The 20,664-nt window shown below is 47.3% G+C and carries 18 protein-coding genes and 2 tRNA genes; 14 read left to right on the forward strand and 6 right to left on the reverse strand.

Annotation, left to right across the window (positions count from 1 at the left end; all coding sequences use genetic code 11):
• Positions 1-121 precede the first annotated feature (121 nt).
• The 6 genes from rimM to B5Z18_RS31740 all read left to right on the forward strand — a co-directional run bounded on the left by rimM (position 122) and on the right by B5Z18_RS31740 (position 5,064).
• Positions 122-643: a ribosome maturation factor RimM gene (gene rimM / locus B5Z18_RS31715; RefSeq protein WP_079473601.1), complete on the forward strand. Its 522-nt coding sequence runs from the start codon at positions 122-124 to the stop codon at positions 641-643.
• A 36-nt stretch (positions 644-679) separates the two neighbouring features.
• Positions 680-1,351, forward strand: a complete 672-nt coding sequence (trmD, locus tag B5Z18_RS31720) for a tRNA (guanosine(37)-N1)-methyltransferase TrmD (protein WP_079473602.1) — start codon at positions 680-682, stop codon at positions 1,349-1,351.
• Positions 1,352-1,470: 119 nt separating this feature from the next.
• Positions 1,471-1,818: a 50S ribosomal protein L19 gene (gene rplS / locus B5Z18_RS31725; protein WP_079473603.1), complete on the forward strand. Its 348-nt coding sequence runs from the start codon at positions 1,471-1,473 to the stop codon at positions 1,816-1,818.
• A 160-nt stretch (positions 1,819-1,978) separates the two neighbouring features.
• Complete coding sequence (locus B5Z18_RS31730) at positions 1,979-2,263, forward strand: Sec-independent protein translocase subunit TatA/TatB (protein WP_079473604.1); 285 nt, start codon at positions 1,979-1,981, stop codon at positions 2,261-2,263.
• Positions 2,264-2,327: 64 nt separating this feature from the next.
• The gene (gene gatA, locus B5Z18_RS31735) at positions 2,328-3,773 is read left to right on the forward strand and encodes an Asp-tRNA(Asn)/Glu-tRNA(Gln) amidotransferase subunit GatA (protein ID WP_079473605.1); all 1,446 of its coding nucleotides are present in this window, start codon (positions 2,328-2,330) and stop codon (positions 3,771-3,773) included.
• Between the two features lie 10 nt (positions 3,774-3,783).
• Positions 3,784-5,064: a lytic transglycosylase domain-containing protein gene (locus B5Z18_RS31740; RefSeq protein ID WP_079473606.1), complete on the forward strand. Its 1,281-nt coding sequence runs from the start codon at positions 3,784-3,786 to the stop codon at positions 5,062-5,064.
• 78 nt (positions 5,065-5,142) lie between these two features.
• Here the strand turns inward: B5Z18_RS31740 and B5Z18_RS31745 are convergent, their stop codons facing one another.
• From B5Z18_RS31745 to gap, 3 genes are all read right to left on the reverse strand, one after another.
• Complete coding sequence (locus B5Z18_RS31745; RefSeq protein ID WP_079473607.1) at positions 5,143-6,555, reverse strand: cation:proton antiporter domain-containing protein; 1,413 nt, start codon at positions 6,553-6,555, stop codon at positions 5,143-5,145.
• A gap of 138 nt (positions 6,556-6,693) precedes the next feature.
• Positions 6,694-7,887, reverse strand: a complete 1,194-nt coding sequence (locus B5Z18_RS31750; protein WP_079473608.1) for a phosphoglycerate kinase — start codon at positions 7,885-7,887, stop codon at positions 6,694-6,696.
• Positions 7,888-8,051: 164 nt separating this feature from the next.
• Positions 8,052-9,068 carry a type I glyceraldehyde-3-phosphate dehydrogenase gene (gene gap / locus B5Z18_RS31755; RefSeq protein WP_079473609.1) on the reverse strand — a complete coding sequence of 339 codons (1,017 nt, stop codon included), beginning with the start codon at positions 9,066-9,068 and terminating at the stop codon, positions 8,052-8,054.
• 140 nt (positions 9,069-9,208) lie between these two features.
• On the opposite strand from gap, the gene B5Z18_RS31760 reads away from it, so the two are divergent.
• The 8 genes from B5Z18_RS31760 to B5Z18_RS31795 all read left to right on the forward strand — a co-directional run bounded on the left by B5Z18_RS31760 (position 9,209) and on the right by B5Z18_RS31795 (position 18,162).
• Positions 9,209-9,280 (forward strand) — tRNA-Glu (locus B5Z18_RS31760).
• A 316-nt stretch (positions 9,281-9,596) separates the two neighbouring features.
• The gene (locus B5Z18_RS31765; RefSeq protein ID WP_079473610.1) at positions 9,597-11,024 is read left to right on the forward strand and encodes an immunoglobulin domain-containing protein; all 1,428 of its coding nucleotides are present in this window, start codon (positions 9,597-9,599) and stop codon (positions 11,022-11,024) included.
• Positions 11,025-11,027: 3 nt separating this feature from the next.
• Positions 11,028-11,945, forward strand: coding sequence for a hypothetical protein (locus tag B5Z18_RS31770; protein ID WP_079473611.1), 918 nt, complete (start codon positions 11,028-11,030; stop codon positions 11,943-11,945).
• Positions 11,946-11,950: 5 nt separating this feature from the next.
• Positions 11,951-12,886, forward strand: coding sequence for a T9SS type B sorting domain-containing protein (locus B5Z18_RS31775; protein WP_079473612.1), 936 nt, complete (start codon positions 11,951-11,953; stop codon positions 12,884-12,886).
• Between the two features lie 15 nt (positions 12,887-12,901).
• Positions 12,902-13,894, forward strand: coding sequence for a PorP/SprF family type IX secretion system membrane protein (locus B5Z18_RS31780; protein ID WP_079473613.1), 993 nt, complete (start codon positions 12,902-12,904; stop codon positions 13,892-13,894).
• Positions 13,895-13,948: 54 nt separating this feature from the next.
• A complete protein-coding gene (locus tag B5Z18_RS31785; protein ID WP_079473649.1) occupies positions 13,949-14,635 on the forward strand; it encodes a DUF1345 domain-containing protein in 687 nt (228 codons plus the stop codon).
• Positions 14,636-14,736: 101 nt separating this feature from the next.
• A tRNA-Glu gene (locus tag B5Z18_RS31790) sits at positions 14,737-14,808 on the forward strand.
• Positions 14,809-14,964: 156 nt separating this feature from the next.
• Complete coding sequence (locus B5Z18_RS31795; RefSeq protein WP_079473614.1) at positions 14,965-18,162, forward strand: ligand-binding sensor domain-containing protein; 3,198 nt, start codon at positions 14,965-14,967, stop codon at positions 18,160-18,162.
• A gap of 42 nt (positions 18,163-18,204) precedes the next feature.
• Here B5Z18_RS31795 and B5Z18_RS31800 read toward each other — a convergent pair whose 3' ends face one another.
• The 3 genes from B5Z18_RS31800 to B5Z18_RS31810 are packed head-to-tail and all read right to left on the reverse strand — an operon-like array spanning position 18,205 to position 20,662.
• Positions 18,205-19,608, reverse strand: coding sequence for an MBL fold metallo-hydrolase RNA specificity domain-containing protein (locus B5Z18_RS31800; protein ID WP_079473615.1), 1,404 nt, complete (start codon positions 19,606-19,608; stop codon positions 18,205-18,207).
• A 33-nt stretch (positions 19,609-19,641) separates the two neighbouring features.
• The gene (locus tag B5Z18_RS31805; RefSeq protein ID WP_079473616.1) at positions 19,642-20,151 is read right to left on the reverse strand and encodes a DUF4442 domain-containing protein; all 510 of its coding nucleotides are present in this window, start codon (positions 20,149-20,151) and stop codon (positions 19,642-19,644) included.
• 7 nt (positions 20,152-20,158) lie between these two features.
• Positions 20,159-20,662, reverse strand: coding sequence for a thioredoxin family protein (locus B5Z18_RS31810; protein WP_079473617.1), 504 nt, complete (start codon positions 20,660-20,662; stop codon positions 20,159-20,161).
• Positions 20,663-20,664 lie beyond the last annotated feature (2 nt).

Genomic DNA, 20,664 nt, shown 5'->3' on the forward strand with positions numbered 1-20,664 from the left:
CGTTTTAACAATACCTGAAAAAGGAAATATTTGCAACCGCAAATGTTTCCTTTTTTAATTTTTGTTAATAGCCTCACCAGCAATCAGTTACCTGATCCGCTAAAGTCCGACAGCAAAAATTATGAGTAATTATTTCAGTATAGGTAAACTTGCTTCAGCGCATGGTTTGCAGGGCGACCTGGTTTTAAGGCACAGCCTGGGCAAAAGATCCGCGCTGAAAGGGGTAACCGTTATATTCCTGGAAGAGCGCAAAAACAGCTTTATTCCCTACTTTATACAACAGGTAACCGTAAAGGACACCGAAAGCGTATACATCAAGCTGGAAGGAATAGATACCAAGGAAGCCGCACACAAACTGATGCCGGCACAGGTATACCTGCAGGAGGAGGATTTCAAACAACAAACTGCTTCCTCTGCGCCCCTCGCTTTGCTGGGATTTGCAGTGGAAGACCAGCAATACGGCCCCCTGGGCACTATTGAGGAAGTCATTGAAATGCCTATGCAGGTGCTCGTAAAAGTATTCATCAAAGGCAAAGAAGCCCTGCTGCCGGTCAATGAGCAATCGCTGGTGAAAGTAGACAAGAAGAACCAGACGGTACACCTCAACCTGCCGGATGGTTTGATTGAATTATACACCGGTTGATTTGCCGGATACAACCGTTATAAAGGGCACACAATCATGCGAATAGATATAATCACCGTATTACCGGAATTGCTTGAAAGCCCGCTGTCCCACTCTATCATGAAGAGGGCACAGGCCAAGGGGTTGCTGGAAATACATGTACATCCGCTCAGGCAGTATTCCAACCTGAAGCACAGCCAGGTAGACGACTACCAGTTTGGCGGTGGCGCAGGAATGGTGATGATGCTGGAGCCTATTGTAAATGCTATTGAGTCGCTCCAGGCAAAAGTGCAGTACGACGAGGTGATTTACCTCACCCCTGATGGCGAAACACTGAACCAGAAAATGGCTAACCAGCTGTCGCTCAAAGGCAATCTGCTCATGCTTTGCGGGCACTATAAAGGCATCGATCAGCGCATCCGGGATCACTTCATTACCAAAGAGATTTCCATCGGCGATTACGTGCTGAGCGGGGGAGAACTGGGCGCCGCCGTATTGGTGGATGCCATCGGACGCCTCCTGCCTGGTGTGCTGAATAATGAAACCAGCGCCCTTACAGACTCCTTCCAGGACAATCTGCTGGCGCCGCCGGTGTACACCCGCCCGGAAGAGTTCCGTGGCTGGAAAGTACCGGAGATCCTCCTGAGCGGAGATCACAAGAAAATCGATGAGTGGAGACACCAGGAATCGGTAGAAAGAACAAAACAACGCAGGCCCGACCTGTTATAACTTAATGATACATAGGTCATATAGAGCGCTTTGCCATTTGAAAGGGATAATTTCTTGATTTTTAATTTGGTAAATGCTATTTCTTGACTTACTTTTGCACTCCCATAAATATTTGAAAGATGAACGCAATTTCGTTTGTTCACGAACAACTGACAGCTAACAAACAGTACCCGAAGTTTAAAGCAGGCGACAACGTCACTGTCAACTATAAAATCGTGGAAGGTAATAAAGAAAGGATTCAGTCCTTTAAAGGTGATGTGTTGAAAATCCAGGGTACGGGATCAACAATGTCTTTCACTGTTAGAAAAATTTCTGATGGCATTGGTGTGGAAAGACTGTTTCCGCTTTACTCTCCTCATATCGATGGTATCGTGTTGAACAAGGTAGGTAAAGTAAGAAGAGCTAAGCTTTACTATCTGCGCGAACGTGCTGGTAAGAAAGCCCGTATCAAAGAAAAAAGGGTTTAGTATAAATACAGGGAAATTTGTTAAAAGCGGGACCATTACCGGTGCCGCTTTTTTCGTGTGCTTAAAATGGTATTAAAACTGGAGCAGGGTAGCTCATAACGGTGAAAAAGCCGATTATATCTGCTATCTTTGTTGACTGAACTTATAAACATTTGAGAAGATGACTGCTGTTTTTTTAAATTCATCATTTTTGATCCTTCAGGATATTGGTATGTCCGAGCTGCTGTTGATTGCTGTGGTAGTATTGCTGCTCTTCGGAGGTAAAAAAATTCCCGAATTAATGCGTGGCCTGGGTAAAGGTATCCGTGAGTTTAATGACGCAAAAAACAATGTGCGCCAGGAAATCGAGGAAGGAATGAGGGAAAAGCCCGTTCAGGCTGCAGCACCGGCCACTACAGATGCACCACATACCAGCACTGAAGATGCTCCTCTGCCAAAAGCATAATAAATTGTAGCCAACTCCCCCTAAAGGAGTATTTTCTGTTAATTTAATTTTAACTGGTTTAGTCTTGTCTGAATTCAGCAGTATAATCACTTTCCATAAAGCATTATACGCCGGCAGCACAAGCTGTACGGAGAGGGTGCGTTATTACCTCGACCGTATAGCTCAGTTAAAACACTTGAATGCCTTCCTGGAAGTATACGAAGAGGAAGCCCTGGAGAAAGCACGCGAGCTCGATACCCGCCTCAAAAACGGGGAAAAGCTGGGCGCACTCGCAGGTGTGGTGGTAGGTATTAAAGATGTGATCTGCTATAAAGGCCATAATGTAAGTGCCGCTTCCCATATACTGGAAGGGTTTACTTCCCTGTTCTCTGCCACCGCCATCGAAAGATTGCTGGCAGCAGATGCTATTATCATCGGTAACCTCAACTGCGACGAATTTGCAATGGGATCTACCAATGAAAACTCCGCTTATGGCCCCACCCTGAACGCTTTGGATAATACCCGCGTACCAGGTGGCTCCTCCGGGGGCTCTGCCGTTGCAGTACAGGCAGATCTGTGCCAGGTGAGCCTCGGTAGCGATACCGGTGGCTCTGTTCGCCAGCCGGCGGACTTTTGCGGTATAATTGGCCTGAAACCCACTTATGGCCGTATTTCCCGCTACGGACTCATCGCTTACGCCTCCTCATTTGACCAGATAGGCATTTTTGGCAAGGATATTGCCGATGTGGCAGCTGTTCTACAGGTGATTGCCGGTCCGGATGAGTTTGATAGTACCGCTTCCCAAAAAGAAGTACCGGATTATAAAGCACAGCTGGAAAACAATAAAACATTCAAATTTGCGTATTTAAGGGATGCACAGTACCACGATGGACTGGACGCAGAAATGAAAAACGGCTATATTGATTTCTTTGAAAGTTTGCAGTCTTTAGGTCATACGGTATCAGGAAAGAGTTTTGAATACCTCGACCATGTAGTTCCGGCATATTATGTACTCACTACAGCAGAAGCTTCCTCCAACTTATCCCGGTTTGATGGGGTGAAATATGGACACAGAACCGCTGAAAAAAACCTGGACCTGACAGAATTTTACAAAAAAAGTAGATCCGAAGGGTTTGGGAAAGAGGTAAAACGTCGTATATTACTGGGGACTTTTGTGCTGAGTGCAGGCTATTATGACGCATATTATACTAAGGCACAACAGGTTAGGCGTCTTGTAACAGAAAAACTCAACGATATATTAGAAGAATACGACGCCATTTTAATGCCAACTGTGCCATCCACAGCATTTAAATTAGGGGAGAAAACTGATGACCCTATAGCTATGTACCTGGCTGATATTTATACGGTACTGGCAAATCTGGCAGGGGTTCCGGCTATATCCGTTCCTTTGTACCGGCATTCAAACGGGATGCCATACGGTGTACAGATCATCACAAAGAAGTTTAGCGAAGCAAACTTGTTACATATAGCGCATCAATTGATGGCTAAGGAACAGGTTACTGTTGTTTAAAATAAATTGTATGAGAAAAATCTTTTTACTACTGCTGTTGCCAGCAACAAGTTTAATGAGTGTGAGTGCAATGGGGGGCAATAGCAATCCTAAAGAGATGGCGTATCCGGTATTTTCACCTGATACTTCTGTAGTAAAGCTGAATCACAAGGTACGTTTACCAAAGGATACCGCTTTATTGCCATCGCCAACGTCCGTGGCAGTGAAGAAAGCCGCTCAGAGCCTGCCTAACACCATCCGCAGCGCGAAAGTGTATGAACAGATCAACAATAACCTGGTTGCCGGTTACGTGAGTAACTATGCCACCCGGTATAGTCAGCATCTGCAAATCATGATCGATAAAGGACAACCCTATTTCAATATGATTGAAAAGGTGTTCCGTGATAATGGTATACCCGAGGAAATGAAATACCTCGCAGTAATTGAATCCAGCTTTAACACCAATGCCCGCTCAAGAGTGGGTGCAGTAGGCGCCTGGCAGTTTATGGCCGGAACCGCCCGCATTTTTGGTTTAAGTGTAGGTAAGAAAATAGACGAAAGAAAAGATTTCTATAAGTCTACCCTGGCCGCCGCCCAGTTCCTCAATCAGCTGTATGCACAGTTCGACGACTGGTTACTGGTAGTTGCTGCTTATAACTGTGGCGCAGGTGGCGTTCAACGCGCTATCAAAGCCAGTGGCCGTACCGATTTCTGGGGCATGCAATATTTTCTGCCAGCGGAATCCCGTAACCATGTTTACAAATTCATCGCTACCGGTTATATCCTCGATAAGTTTAATAACTTCTTCGGTGTAAGTGAAGATAACACCATCACCGTGAATGTACCTGTAGCAGATAACCTGTCTGCTCCCGTTGCAAGAGGCCCTTTAACAGAAGATGAAATTTTCAGCACTGTTGAAATCAATGTAACCGGCAAATACCGCCTGGAAGCAATTGCAAAGAAACTGGATATGAACCTGGCCGAATTAGACCGCTTCAACCCAGGCTTCTCCAAAGCAATGGCCAGCGCCGAAAATAACTATGACCTGCGCATCCCGAAAGAAAAGATGAAGCTGTTCATGGCAGAAAAAAATGAAATGCTGAAAGAATCTGTTCAGATGACACTGGACGATAAAGCAGTAGGAGTGGATAAATCCAAATTCCCGCCACCGGTGAGAATGGCAGAAAAGAATACATCTGCTAAAAAAGCAACCACCACTACCAGCAGCAAAAAACATTATTCTTCCAAAAAGCATCATTATACCGCTAAAAAGAAGACAACTGCTAAAAAGAAAACTACCACAAAGAAATAATCACCCGCAAGGGTATACGAAATAAAAAAAGAGACCGCTGATCATCAGCGGTCTCTTTTTATTTATAATGGCTCTGTATCAGGTTGTAAGCAGACCTTTACGTTTTTCACTGAAAGCTACCAGGTCCAGCAACGGCCCGGTCATAAAGGTGGTGGCCAGCGCCATCAGCACCATCATGGCAAATATCTCCGGCGACAGGATCCCCAGGTCAAACCCGATATTCAATACCACCAGCTCCATCAATCCACGGGTATTCATTAATGCGCCAATGGAAACAGACTGCCGCCAGCTTTGCCCCATTAAGCGCGCGGTAACAGTGCTGCCGCCAAATTTTCCCGTCACGGCCACCAGCATGATCATTCCGAATACGACCCACAGATCGCCCTGGTTCAATAAACCAATATGCGTTCTTAACCCGGTATATACAAAGAAGATAGGAAGCAATAATAGTACGCTCACATCTTCCAGTTTATCTGTCAGCAATTGTTTGATATTGGTTCCATGAGGCATGATCACACCCGCCAGGAACGCGCCAAACAAGGCATGAATCCCGATCACTTCCGCTATCCATGCAGATATCAGCAGCATGAAAAATATCAGGGATACCGCTGCTTTCTGATGGCCTTTCGCCATCTGCGTCTGCATGGTTCTGTTCAGCCAGGGCCGCACCACCAGCAACATCACTGCTACAAATACAATCGCCAGCAGAATGGTCACCAGTGCACTCACAATTCCGCCGGCGTTCACAATCGCCACTACTACCGCCAGGATACACCAGGCTGTAACATCATCTGCTGCGGCACAGGTAATCGCCATAATCCCCAACGGTGTATTGGTTAATTTCCGTTCCTGTACGATACGGGCCAGTACCGGGAAAGCGGTAATGCTCATGGCGATGCCCATAAACAGCGCGAAAGATAAAAAACTGACATTGGCAGGAGCAAACTGCGTAAAGAGGAAATATGCCAGCCAAACGCCGAGGAAGAAAGGAATAATAATACTGGCATGACTGATCATCACCGCATCGTGCGCTTTATTCCTGATTTTACTGATGTCCAGCTCCATTCCTACAATAAACATAAAGAAGGCAAGCCCTATCTGGCTGAGGAACTGGAGGTTCTTCAGGGAATCTGCAGGAAATAAAAAATCGGAAAACGACGGAGCCACCCAACCCAGCAGGGAAGGACCCAGCAATACACCGGCAATGATCTCGCCCACCACCGCAGGCTGCTTCAGTTTATTGGCGATGATCCCGAATACCCGTGCCGCCAGCATGATCAGGATGATTTGCAACAGCAACAACCCCAGCGGATGTTTCAGATTTTCCAGGTAGCGCCACCAGCTGCCGGAGGCTGTAGCCGCCGCTGCCGGAGCAGGAGGAATAACGGTGTGCGGATTCACCGGTAAAGATTGGCCCTTCTGAAGAATCACCCAGATCAGCGCCGCAAAAATGCCAATAATCACCGGGTACCAGAGAAAGCGTTTATTCATGACAGGAAGTATTAATGGTTAACTGCAAGATATAAAAAAGCAAAAAGCTATTACAGAGATGGGCCGTTGCGGTAGATTAAATCTTTGCATACGGTTATCGCTGTAATAGCTTTTTTATGGAATATATTAGCCGGTTGCTTAGCTGATAGCGGCAATACCTGGCAGTTCCTTTCCTTCAAAGAACTCCAGCAATGCGCCACCACCGGTAGAAACATAGCTTACTTTATCTGCAATACCGAACTGGTTTACGGCTGCTACTGAGTCGCCGCCGCCTACCAGGGAGAAAGCTCCTTTGGCAGTAGCGGTTACAATAGCGTCTGCCACGCCTTTGGTACCAGCCTGGAAAGCCGCCATTTCAAATACGCCCATTGGTCCGTTCCATAAAATGGTGTTGGAGGCAGCAATAGTTTCGCTGAAAAGGGCTACAGACTTAGGTCCTATGTCAAGGCCCATCCATCCGGCAGGGATGTTGTCGTTGGAAACTTCCTGTGTATTTGCATCTGCTGCAAATTTATCTGCTGCAATGGAATCAACCGGCAGTAACAGTTGTACGCCTTTTTCCTTTGCTTTGGCTACCAGTTCATTTGCCAGGTCCAGTTTATCATTTTCGCAGAGGGAGCTGCCAATTTCTTTGCCCTGGGCTTTCAGGAAAGTGTAGGCCATACCACCACCAATGATCAGGTTGTTGGCGCGGTCCATCAGGGTTTCGATGATCAGGATCTTATCGCTTACTTTAGCGCCGCCCAGTATTGCTGTAAAGGGAGATGCTGCGTCGTTGAGTACTTTTTGTGCGCTGTTTACTTCTGCTTCCATCAGTAAGCCGAACATGCGGTTTTCAGGTGCGAAGTATTGTGCGATCACTGCGGTGGAAGCGTGGGCACGGTGAGCAGTACCAAATGCATCATTTACATAAACATCGCCCAGTTTCGACAGCTGTTCAGCAAATGCGGCATCGCCTTTTTCTTCTGCCTTGTGGAAACGCAGGTTTTCCAGCAGCAGTACTTCGCCCATCTGCAGATCTGCAGCAGCTTTTTCAGCCACAGGACCGGTGCAGTCTTCCGCGAATTTCACGGTTACGCCGCCCAGTAAAGAAATGAGGTGGTATACCAGGTGTTTTAAGGAGTATTTATCGGTAGGACCATCTTTCGGGCGACCCAGGTGAGACATCAGGATAACGGCGCCGCCATCTTTCAGGATTTTCTGGATGGTAGGAACTGCTGCACGCATACGGGTGTCATCCGTGATCTCGAACTTATCATTCAAGGGTACGTTGAAATCCACGCGGATCAAGGCTTTGCGGCCATTGAAGTTATAATCAGAAAATTTGCTCATAATGTATCAATTTAAGATAACGAGAAGGGGTAAATTAAAAAACCGCGGTACTAACAGCGCAAAGCGGGTATATAACCAGATGAATCTGGCCAGTTGCTGCTATGGTGTAGTTCCGCGGAATTTAAAGACTCCCGGTTTGCACCGGGAGTACCTGTCATGATTTATTATTTGCTGATCAGACCGGCGAAGTACTTTACAGTACGAACCAGCTGAGATACATAGCTCATTTCGTTATCGTACCAGGAAACGGTTTTAACCATCTGGTGTTCGCCAACAGTGAGTACTTTAGTTTGTGTGGCATCAAACAGGGAACCGAAGTTAATACCAATGATGTCGGAGCTTACAATTTCATCTTCAGTATAACCGAAAGATTCGTTGGAAGCAGCTTTCATAGCGGCGTTTACTTCGTCAACAGTTACTTTTTTATTGAGGATGGTAGTCAGCTCAGTTAAAGAACCAGTGATGGTAGGAACACGCTGTGCGCTACCGTCCAGTTTGCCTTTCAGTTCCGGTAATACCAGGCCGATAGCTTTTGCAGCACCGGTACTGTTAGGTACGATGTTGGCAGCAGCAGCACGTGCACGGCGCAGGTCACCTTTTGGATGTGGAGCATCCAGGGTGTTCTGGTCGTTGGTGTAAGCGTGAACAGTGGTCATTAAACCGGTAGCAATACCGTAAGTGTCCTGCAGAACTTTCGCCATAGGAGCGAGACAGTTGGTGGTGCAGGATGCGCAGGAAATAACTGTTTCACTACCGTCCAGGATTTCGTGGTTTACGTTGAAAACGATCGTTTTCAGATCACCTGTAGCAGGAGCAGAAATAACTACACGTTTAGCGCCGGCAGTAATGTGAGCGGCAGCTTTATCCCTGTCAGCAAAGAAACCGGTACATTCGATCACTACATCGATGTCATGTTCTTTCCAGGGAATTTGAGACGGATCTCTCTGTGCATATATCTTCACATCTTCACCGTTCACATTGATTGCGCTTTCAGAATGCTTAACGTCTGCATCGAATCTACCCTGTGCTGAATCGTATTTCAGCAAATGCGCCAGCACGTTGGGGCTGGTGAGGTCATTGATAGCTACCACATCAATGCCGGGCATTTTGTAAATCTGGCGGTATACCAAACGGCCGATACGACCGAAACCATTAATACCAATTTTGAGAGTAGTTCCCATTTTACATCGTGATTTGAGTATGAAAAAATCGAGAGCGAATTTACAATCAATACCCTTATTAATCAATATAATTTTAGGTTATGAAAATATTTTTTGGAAATTTAAAATAACGTCCTACATTTGCAATCCGAAAATGATGCGCCGCGTTGGTCAAGGGGTTAAGACGCCTCCCTTTCACGGAGGAGTCACGGGTTCGATTCCCGTACGTGGTACAAAAAAAGGGTTCTTCTGTTTTGAAGAACCCTTTTTTATTTTAATCTTACTCATCCTACCTAAATAGCCTCTTCCGGCTTTTAATGCCAGTTTCCCACATCTCTCCCGGTGATATTTAATATAAATTCATAATAATATATATATTATTTCATGTAAAATATTTATCCCGCGTTGTTCATTTTGTGCATTTTTAATCCTCTCACTCATTTATTCATTTTATTCATTCATTCCCGCAACCCGCTACAACATTGATTATTACAATACTTTAGCCATACCGAACCGATATCCCGATATATTAAGCGACTAAGTATCCTTATGCATATCCCTCTGCGTGCCGTGAAAGCAATTATCAATTCCCTGTTACCTGGATCTCCCGGACGGATATGGTATGCTACACTGGTATGTTTCATTTATTTCCCGCTTCAGATACACGCTCAAACCGGTTGCCCTGTACCTAAAGTGAGAAAGTACGTCTCCGGCCAAAGAACGGCCTCGCTTCTGGGTTGGGTGGACAATGAAACACTGGCAGCCGATGCCAATCCCGTTACCTTCTCTACACTGAATGCACCCATTCCGCTGTTAGGACTCACCTTCGCCACCCAATACCTTCGTTTCAATTCACAGGTGGCTGCCGGCACACCTCTCAGCGTAAAAATTATTTACCCTACCAACCTCCTGGGTGCGGGGTCGTCCGCTACTGTACAACCTTTCATATACGACAATGGTACAGAAAAAGCAGCAGGTGTATCCTCATCGGTGGGCAACCTGTTATCTCTCCTGAACGGCGCCGGTGATATGGAACTGACCTTCACGCCGAAAGACGCTGCCGGTAACCCGGTGGCCTATGATGGCGTATGGATAAAACTTTCCGGCATAGCCGGACTGGCAATGAATATGGGCGTATACGATGCCTGGATCATGCAGGACCCGCCCGGTGATATCAGTTGCAACCAGGCCATCGATGTACTGGCAGGCATCCGCGCAGGCGGCGTAAACCTGCTTTCCGCTACCGGCGGCGTAGTAAATAAATGGAACGCGATCGACAATGATCCTTCTCTCTCCACTTATGCGCAACTGAACACTGGCGTACAGGTGCTGAGCCAGGTGTTTGAAACTGTTGTATTTAATACGCCCGCGAAAGCGGGTGATTCGGTATACCTTGTATTACAAGACCCTGGCGGAGGGCTGCTCAACCTTAGTCTCCTCACTGGTTTCACCATACAACCTTACCTCGGAACAACACCGGCAGGAAGCCCCATCACCAATAGCAGCAGCTTGCTGAGTCTCCGCCTGTTGAGCGGGCCGGGACAAAAGTATGTGCTGGCTGCCGCTATCCCTGCGGCCTTCGACCGGGTAGACATACAAATGGGCGGCGTTGTAGGCGCCCTCTCTTCCCTGCGCATCTATGATGTAAAAGTAGTATCGCCGGTACCGGTGTATTCACTTACCATCAATGGTAATCTCACCCCCGGCCCAATATGTATTAAAGACGCAGACAAACTGAAATTCAATATCACCAATGCAGACCCCTGTGCAGTGTATAAATGGTACAGCACAGACAATACATTGCTATCTACCGGTAACGCCTATACGCCGGTAATTACCAGCCCGGGAAATTTTACCTGGTATGTGGAAGCCATACGGAACGGATGCAACAGCGTTGTCAGTAATCGTGTGCCCGTTCACGTTACAGTGGAACCCCGTCCCGGAAAACCATTACTCACCATTCAATTAAACCCTTGACATATGAAGATTGCTACATCCGGAATGCACCGGCTTTTCCATCCCGTTTTAATGATCCCTGTTTTACGCCATCCTGCTGTTAAGTACCTGCTGGGCGTATTTTTAGTGCTGTGTACCATCGGAGTCCGCGCACAAACCACTACACTCATCAAAACACCGGCAGAGCTGTCGGATAACAATGATGCTTCAAAAGGTACTTCTACCTCCACAGGCACTACCTTGTTCTGTACGGATCAATCCGTGTTTACACTTATCTCCAGTTTAACCGATCCCACTGCTACAGGCACCCCTGTACCTTATACCAGCTGGGTATGGCAGGAGATTGATGTAAACGGGAACCCCGGCGCGCTGCCTGCAACAGCCGTTCCTGTCAATGAAAAACTGAATGTAGCATCCGCTACACCCGGCTGGCACACCTACCAGGTAACTGCTGCTACAGGCGCCTCAGAGTGCCCGGCCGATCCGGTGATTTTCACGGTGTATGTGTTACCAAACCTAACCATTGCTGCGGAAGTAGATCCGGCGAATAATCCAAACCTTACCTATTGCGCGGCCAACGGTGCGCCCACCGGCCCGAAAGCAATCAACCTCAAAAGCACGGTAACGTTTACCACTCCGCCCCGCAAAATTACCGGCCTGAAAGACTATGCAATAAGCGATTTCGAATTGAAATATGTATGGTCTAAACAGGAAGTAGGCGTGCCCGCCTCTAAAACAGATGTAGGCACAGGTGCTGATTACACCATCGTGGAACCGGCCGTGTCTACACCCGGTACCGAGAAAAAATATAACTACAGCGTGAAAGTGGTTTACACGGTGAAAGCATGCAGCGATTATACCGCTACTGCACAATCCGGCGGACAACCAGCCGTGATCACTGTTACGCCTAAACCAGGTCAACCGGTTATTACTATCCAGTAATCTGTATGGGTAAAAAAATAACTGTTATCTTTTTAATCCTCGGCTGGTGGATGACTTCCGCATGGGCGCAGTCACCACCGGTCAGGTATATCATGCCCGGTCAGCAGGTAAAGCTTACCGCCACAGCCACCAATGCGCAATACTACCAGTGGTATCGCGATGGCGTGTCCATCACCGGCGCTACGCTGGCGGAATATGTTACCGCAACGCCGGGCAGGTATACCGTAGAGGCATATAACGGTAACGACTGTATGTCGGAACCGTCTGAAGCAGTTATTATCGCCGAAATAACCGGCAAGGGACCGGATGCAGATCTGCAGATCACCAAAACTGCCGATAAGGGAAACATCCGCGTTAACAGCACTTTCAATTACTATTTAACAGTGGTGAATAACGGTCCGGCAAATGCTACCGGCATAGTGGTAACAGATAAGCTGCCCCGTTACCTGGCAATGGACCTGCTATCAGTGCCCACAACAGGTTCCGCCACCTACGAAGCAAACGATCATACGGTGCTGTGGAAAATGAATAGTCTGCAAAAAGGCATGACCGCTTCTTTATCCATTAAGGTAAAAGTCCTGGAACCCGGACTGGTCAGCAATACCGCTACTGTTACCGCCACTGAAGATGATAACGTATTGCAGAATAACACCAGTACGCATCAGCTGAAAGTATTGGCGTTGCATATTCCCAATGCAATTACTCCCAACGGCGACGGCGTGAACGAAGTGTTTATCATCAGCGGCCTGGAACTTTATCCGGAAAATGAACTTACTATTCTCAACCGCTGGGGCAATCATGTATTTGAACAAAAAGGATATACGCAAAACTGGAACGGAAAAGGATTAAATGCAGGCACTTATTTCTACTTGCTGCGGGTGAAGGATGAAAACGGCCACTGGCAGGAGTTTAAAGGATATATCAGTTTACTGAAGCCATAAACATTTACTATGTGTATGAAGAGATATTTTGTTTTCCTGGTAAGCATGTTTTGCAGCTGGCATCAGTTGCAGGCGCAGCAGGATGCGCAGTTCAGCCAGTATATCTTTAATGGCCTCTATATAAATCCCGCTTATGCGGGATACCGGCAGGAACTGAATGCGCATGCGTTTTACAGGAATCAGTGGGTGGGTGTTCCCGGTGCGCCGGAAACCATGTCGCTGGCAATTGATGGCAGCCTGAATAACGACCGGGTAGGGCTTGCGCTGCAGGTGTCGCACGACAAAATAGGCGCCCAGAGCCAATTAGCGGCATATGGCAATTATGCATACCGCATTCCACTGGGAGGTGAAACCGGCCGGCTGGCATTTGGTATTGGTGCAGGTATTGTACAACAGGGGCTCAATCCCAATGAGCTGGAGTTTACCAATCCCAACGAACCAAATCTTGGCGGAGCCACCCAACACATGCTGTTATTCGATATCCGGGCGGGCGCATATTATGCTACCGAAAACTGGTTTGTTGGTTTTTCGGCAGATAATCTTACGGCGCAGTACCAGGCAAAAAATAAACCATTGGGTCATTTTATCCCGGCTCCTAAACCACACTTTTATTTCACCGGCGGTGCTTTGCTCAGGATGAACGACGATGTATTCCTGAAACCATCTTTCCTGTTAAAAGACGACAAGGCAGGACCTACCAGTCTTGATCTGAATATGTTTGTATTACTGAAGGAACTGGTTTGGCTGGGAGGCGGATACCGTACAGCAGTGGAGCTGTATAACAAGCCGGCTTTGCAGCAGGGCCTTGCCAAACCTGGTGCAGTAATAGCAATGGCGGAAGTATTTGTGTTGCCGGAATTACGAATAGGATATGCCTTTGATTATGCTTTAAACAAATACCGCACTTACAACAACGGCACGCACGAAATATCTGTTGGATATTATTTTAAGAGAATGGATAATGCCAAACGGACTTCTCTGCGACAGGTGAGATGTTCTTATTTTTAACCTTTGATGATGCAGTGGATTACCTTCGTATCTTTAAGTAACAAGTTTCCGGGTATGAGAAAAAAGAAAGTTGCTTCATTGCTGGTGAGTATGCATCCGTTACAACGGGTGCTGGTGAGTTTGGGGTTCACCTTCGCGGTGTTTATTATTTTTTTATTACTGAAGATAGAGGTACATCCGCTGGTATTGTCTGCACTTTTATGGAACATCTTTGCCATTTCCTATATCTCCACCGGCTGGATCGTTTTCTTCAACCGGACCATACAGGAGATCCGTACATGGGCGAGGATCGACGATGGTAGCCGCACTTACGTTACTTTAACGGTGTTGCTCGCATCTGTAGCGAGCCTGGTACTGGTGTTGTTAATGATGTTGTCAAAAGAGCTGACGGGTCTTTCAAAGATCCTGTACCTCCCGGTAGCCGTTTCCGGTATGCTGGCTTCCTGGACAATGGTACATACCACCCTCACTTTTCACTATGCCCATCTGTATTACGACGATGCCGAAGACGATAATACGAAACAGGCGGAAGGGCTGGAGTTTCCCAAAGAAAAAAAGCCGGACTATATCGACTTTGCCTATTTCGCCTTCGTGATAGGTATGACCTTCCAGGTATCAGATGTGGATATCACCGGCAGATTGATCCGCCGCACAGCGCTGGCACATGGCTTGTTATCCTTTTTGCTGAACACGTTTGTGGTAGCATTAACGATAAATTTAATCGCAGGATTGAAGCAATAAATTGCCTTCAAAAGTACAATCTTCTTACCTTTGATAAAGAATCGAAAAAAAGTTTTGGTTTGTAAAACATTTTCCTATCTTTGCAATCCCAAACGAAAAATGCCGCGTTGGTCAAGGGGTTAAGACGCCTCCCTTTCACGGAGGAATCACGGGTTCGAATCCCGTACGTGGTACAAGAAAAAGGACTTCTGCAAAGAGGTCCTTTTTTGTTTCAGCCATTTTATTCTCTTTCCCCGGTGAAAGTTTTGCGGCAGGGTCGTCTCCTGCATCAAATTCACAACAACATTTAGTACATTTATTCCAACAGCACTCCTTTCCCTGAAACTGAAATGATTAACGGTCATATAAAGGCGCACGCCCAACAATGGCAAAAAGTAGTCAGGTATAGCTTTTACCTGCTATGGATGCTATTGTCTTTCACCGCCGTTAATGCCCAGAAACGGGAAACCGCCAGCTACAACTTCACCCACCTCGATATCAGCAACGGCCTGGCCAGCAACCACGTATCCGCCATTATGCAGGACCGGAAAGGTTTTATATGGATTGCCAGCACCGCACTGCAACGCTACGATGGTACCAACCTCGTAACAGTAGCCAGTTTCGACCGGGTGCCCGGTTCCATCTACTACGATGATATCTGCCTCTGCGAAGATAAAAAAGGCCGCATCTGGATGGGAACACCCGATAATATTCGTGTATACGACCCCGTTACAGACCAGGTAAAAGCCCTGCTGGTAGCCGACAGGGACGTTCGCCCGGAAGGACTGCAATGCAGCCAGATCCTCGAAGATCACGATGGCGTAATATGGGCCACCACGCACGACGGACTACTACGCTTCAACGAAAAAGCACTTAACTTTCAGAAAGCAGCCATCATTCCCGAAGCAGACCGCATCCAGATGATGGACGCCATCATGGAAGATGAAAGCGGCAACCTGTGGATCAGCGGAAAACACGGCCTGTACATCCTGGACCGCCAGCGGAAAAATTTATACAGCTCCGCCAATAACCCGCTGAAACTGCCGGTACTCAATATCGATAATACCTTCAAGAAAATATTCACCGATCCCCATCACCAAATATGGCTCGCCGGCCGGCACGGACTCTTATACAACTACGATCCCGCCTCCCGTCAACTCACGAACTATACCTTCGAAGCTCCCGGTGGTAAAAAAGATAATGAAGATTATGACGCCATCTTCGACCTGGTAAACGACAACGATAATAACCTCTGGATTGCCACCGAAAAAGGCGGGATACTCCGCTATAACCGCGAACTGAAACACTTTGATCTGAACATCACCGCCAATAATGCAGATCCTAAAGGATTTCATTACACCTACGAAGCCAATTGCTTTCTCAGCGACCGCGAAGGCCACCTGTGGATAGGCACCGATCTGGGCGTAAATATCCTCAGCCTCCACAACAAAACATTCCGTATCCTCGATAACAGAACCACTTTCCCAAATACCACCCAACACCTCCCGGCAACAGAAGTAACAGGCATTTTCCAGGCTTCCAATGGAGATGTATACGTAGGATACTGGGGCAAAGGCTTTAGCCACTTAAACGCCAACCTGGAACTGATCCGCAACTATGTACACGACGACGGGGAACCCGCATACACCCTGCCGGAAGAACGCGGACTGGTATGGACTTTCGCCGAACTGAAAGACGGTACCATCCTCGTCGGACAGGAAAACGCATTCCTCTCCCTGTTTAATCCCGCTACCGGGAAATTCACAAAACATCTTACTTCCCCGGTACTTTATGAACAAACAATACTCAACCTGAAACCACAACACGACACCACCGTTTGGATCGGCCTGTATAAACGCGGACTCGCCAGCTGGAACCCGCAGCAAAATACTTTTCAACATTATCATGAAATAGTAGATTCTCTAAAACGACCCGTTTCTGTAATGGATATCGTTCCGGAAGGAGACTCCCTCCTGTGGCTCGGCTCCAGCAGCGCAGGGCTCATACAGTTCAACACCCGCTCACGCCGCATCGTACATCGCCAAACCTTTGAACTGGAAACAAAAAGATATAGCAACATTACAAGCTTACGCCGTTTTAACGACACTATATTACTGGCTGGCACTGATCACGGCCTGTGGGTGTATAACACGCGGAAGCACACCTATAAGCCGCTCCTCATCAACACTAAACTGTTTGATCAGTGGGTACTGAGCATGGAAGAAGACGGCCCCGGCAAAATATGGTTCACCACCCAATACGGATTTTATCGCTACCATGTGGCGGCCGACCGCCTGGAAACATTCATCCAGGGCGACGATATCATCGATAACACCCGCAAGGTAAGACGCCGCATCGTGAAGCTGGACGACGGCAGTCTCCTCGTAGGCGCATCCGATCATATTGTGGCTTTTGATCCCGCCAGCCTGCGCGTGGCGCCACCGCCGCCGGATGTAACGATCGTAAACCTGAAAGCGCTCGACAGTATTGTGCTGATCCACGCCGCCCTGCAAGACAGCGTGCCGGTTACCCTCAGCTATAAACAAAACTTTATCAGCATAGAATTCAAAAGCCTGCTATACCACGAAGAAAAGATCCGCTATTACTATCAGCTGGAAGGAGTAGACGAAAACTGGGTGCTTACAGATAATATCCTGGTAGCAAAATATACCAATCTGCCTCCGGGCAACTATACGTTCCGCGTGCGGGCCGTAAATACCGCCGGTACCTTCTCTGAACATATCACTACACTGCAGATCTTTATTAAACCCGCCTTCTGGCAAACTTCCTGGTTCCGGCTATTGTGCCTGCTGCTGGCCGTTTCACTGGTATATCTTTATTACAGGTTACGTATTGCAGGTATCAAAAAAGAAGCAAAACAACGCGAAGCCATACAACAACAAATTGCGCAGCTGGAAATGAAAGCGCTACGTGCCCAGATGAATCCACACTTTATTTTTAATGCGCTGAATTCTATCCAAACCTTTATGATGAAGAGCGAAACAGAACAGGCCCTGGCCTACCTGAGCCGCTTTGCAAAACTGATCCGCAACGTACTCGATAATTCACAACTCAACAATACTACGGTAGCCCAGGAAATCAGCGTACTGGAAAACTACATGGAACTGGAAAAACTCCGCTTCAGCGACGAATTTGAATACGAGATTATTGTGGATCCGGCACTCGATGCCAACATGGTGGATGTGCCTACCATGATCATCCAGCCATTTGTGGAAAACGCCATCTGGCACGGTTTGCTGCACGAAAAAGGAAAAGGAAAAGTAACCATCACCTTTAAAAAGGTAGATGACCGCATTTTATGTACCATAGAAGATAACGGTATCGGGCGGGAAAAATCTGCAGCAATGAAGCGCCTCAGCAAACCCCGCCATCAATCCCGCGGACTGCAAATTACGCGCGACCGCCTTTCACTGTATAACAGCCGCTTTAATGTAGATGCCAGCTTCGATATTGAAGACCTGACAGATGAAGAAGGGAAAGCGCTGGGAACAAGGGTAAACCTGTGGTTCCCGTTTGTGGAAGAGTAGCCAATGGGAAAAACGATCTGTTTTCCCATTGGCTGAATATTTTTATGCGAGGCCGGTTTCATAATGCCGCTCCGGGATCTCTATATCCAGGAAGCCTTTTTTAATCAACCATTCCCTGAAGATTTGCTGCACATCATACTCCCCATGTACCAGGAAAAGTTTTTTCACATCTTTCGGATGCTGGCAGGCCAGCCACTGGCTCAGATCTTCATAGTCGCCATGCGCACTCATAGAACGGATCACGCCCACCGCCGCATTTACATGGAAACGGGTACCATAAATAGATACCTCTTTAGCGCCACGCATCAGCTTACCACCTAGTGATTGCGGCTCGCAATAACCAACAATAAGAATGGTATTACGGGCATTGTCGATGTTATTGGCAATATGATGCTTCACACGCCCGGCTTCTGCCATGCCCGATGCTGAGATAATCACGCAGGGCTCCTGGCGGAAATTCAGTGCTTTGGACTCGTCTACTGTTTTGATATAATGAAGACCGGGGAAGTCAAACGGATCATCGTCCTTTTTCAGGATATTAGCGACTTCGCTGTTAAATACTTCGGGATGCGCTTTGGTAACGGCAGTAGCTTCTGTGGAAAGTGGGCTGTCTACAAAAATGTCAACCCTCGGCAGTTTACCCGCCAGTTGCGCATTGTTCAATGCGTACAACAACTCCTGCGTGCGTCCTACACTGAAAGCAGGAATGATCAGCTTCCCTCTTTTTTCCATACAGGTTTCCCGGATATGACGCAGCAGTTCAGCATCAGCAGGAGCGGCATCTGCGTGTAGCGTGCTGCCATAGGTTGATTCTATCAGGATATAATCTGCCTGTGGAAACACCTCCGGCGATTTCAGTATCGCATCATTATAGCGGCCAATATCACCGCTGAAAGAGATCTGTTCTGTTTTACCATTTTCTGTAATACGCAGATGTACAGACGCGGCGCCTACAATATGTCCGGCGTCGGTGAACATCAGTTGTATATCCTTGTCAATGTGCGTCCAGGTATTATAACCAGTCGGCTTTAACCGGTCTATGGATAGTTTCGCATCATCTACACTATATAGCGGCTCTACAAAAGGGAGTCCTTCTCTCGCCATTTTTTTATTGGTGAACTTCGCATCATCGCGTTGTATTTCGGCGGAGTCGAGCAACAGTATTTCCGCCAGATCGCGGGTAGCGGGTGTGCAGAAAATATCGCCCCGGTATCCAAGCTTCACGAGCCGCGGTATAAGGCCGGAGTGGTCGATATGTGCATGCGACAGCACCATGTACGTTATTTCCTGCGGATCAAATCCGAAGTCCCTGTTAAGGGAATCTGTTTCATGACCCATGCCCTGGAACATGCCACAATCCAATAAAATCTTTTTGCCATTCTTAAGTGTGATCAGGTGTTTTGATCCGGTAACAGTGCGCGCAGCGCCATGAAATGCAATTTTCATATCAGATATTTAGAGTGAACGGCGTTCACCATTTTACGATTTACATTTAAACGACCAGGTGATGGCGAAGGAGGCAATTAATATGCCGTCTTTATCCCGGCCTTCACTGCGGAGGGTAACGGTTTCCGCGGAATTATCATTTAGCGCCCGTTCTATAGCGGCTCTCAGCAGCGGGAGTTCTGAACAGGTAAACGTGGTAACGCCGGTGGCTTTTTTTACAAAAGTGGATTCCATGCCGGTAACGAGCATGGATACACGCCGTGGCGCGCTGCGTACATACATCATCGCCGGTAAACCGGTGCTGAGTTCAGCTGCCATCGCTAAACAGGCAAAGTAGGTAGACCGGAAAGGGTTTTGCGACAACCAGCGGAAAGGAACAGTGGTTACACAGGTATCGGCTTCCAGCGATTTTAACCGCACTCCTGAAAGCCACGCTGCCGGCAGCTTCCAGAACAGGTAGGCCGAAAACTTAAACGGATGCTGTGCAAACTTCTGAAAAGATTGCACAGCATCCGTGTTGAAAGTGGTAATGCCGTTATCCATGACGATGTTATTCGTTGATATAATGGGAAGGCTGCAACGCAGCGGGTGACCATTGTTTCAGGAACTCCTGCACTTTCTTTTTATCATAGGAATCTGCCGATTCCAGCAAACCGGAATTCTGTGTATGCAGCCGGTTACCTTTCGCATCCAGTATTACCAGCACCGGGAAACCAAAACGCTGCGGATAGCCCAGCTCTTTCAAAACAGGCAGGTTCTTGTTTTCCTTGCTGTAATTAAGATGATACACTACATAATTATCATTCAATGCTGCTTTCAGCTCGGCATCATCTTCTATAAATTTATACAGCCGCTTACACCAGATGCACCAGTTGCCGCCAATTTGCAGCAATACATGTTTCTGCTCCTTCGCTGCTTTTTGTTCTGCCGCCGCAATATCCGCCTTTGCATCGGCAGCAGGGTTATAAATATGTTCCAGGTCATGTGTTTGCGCCTGCGTGGCAGGAATTGCAAAAGCCATACTCAATAACAACGTCCAAACAAACTTCTTCATAA

Source organism: Chitinophaga ginsengisegetis, from assembly GCF_900168065.1.
Classification (GTDB): Bacteria; Bacteroidota; Bacteroidia; order Chitinophagales; family Chitinophagaceae; genus Chitinophaga; species Chitinophaga ginsengisegetis.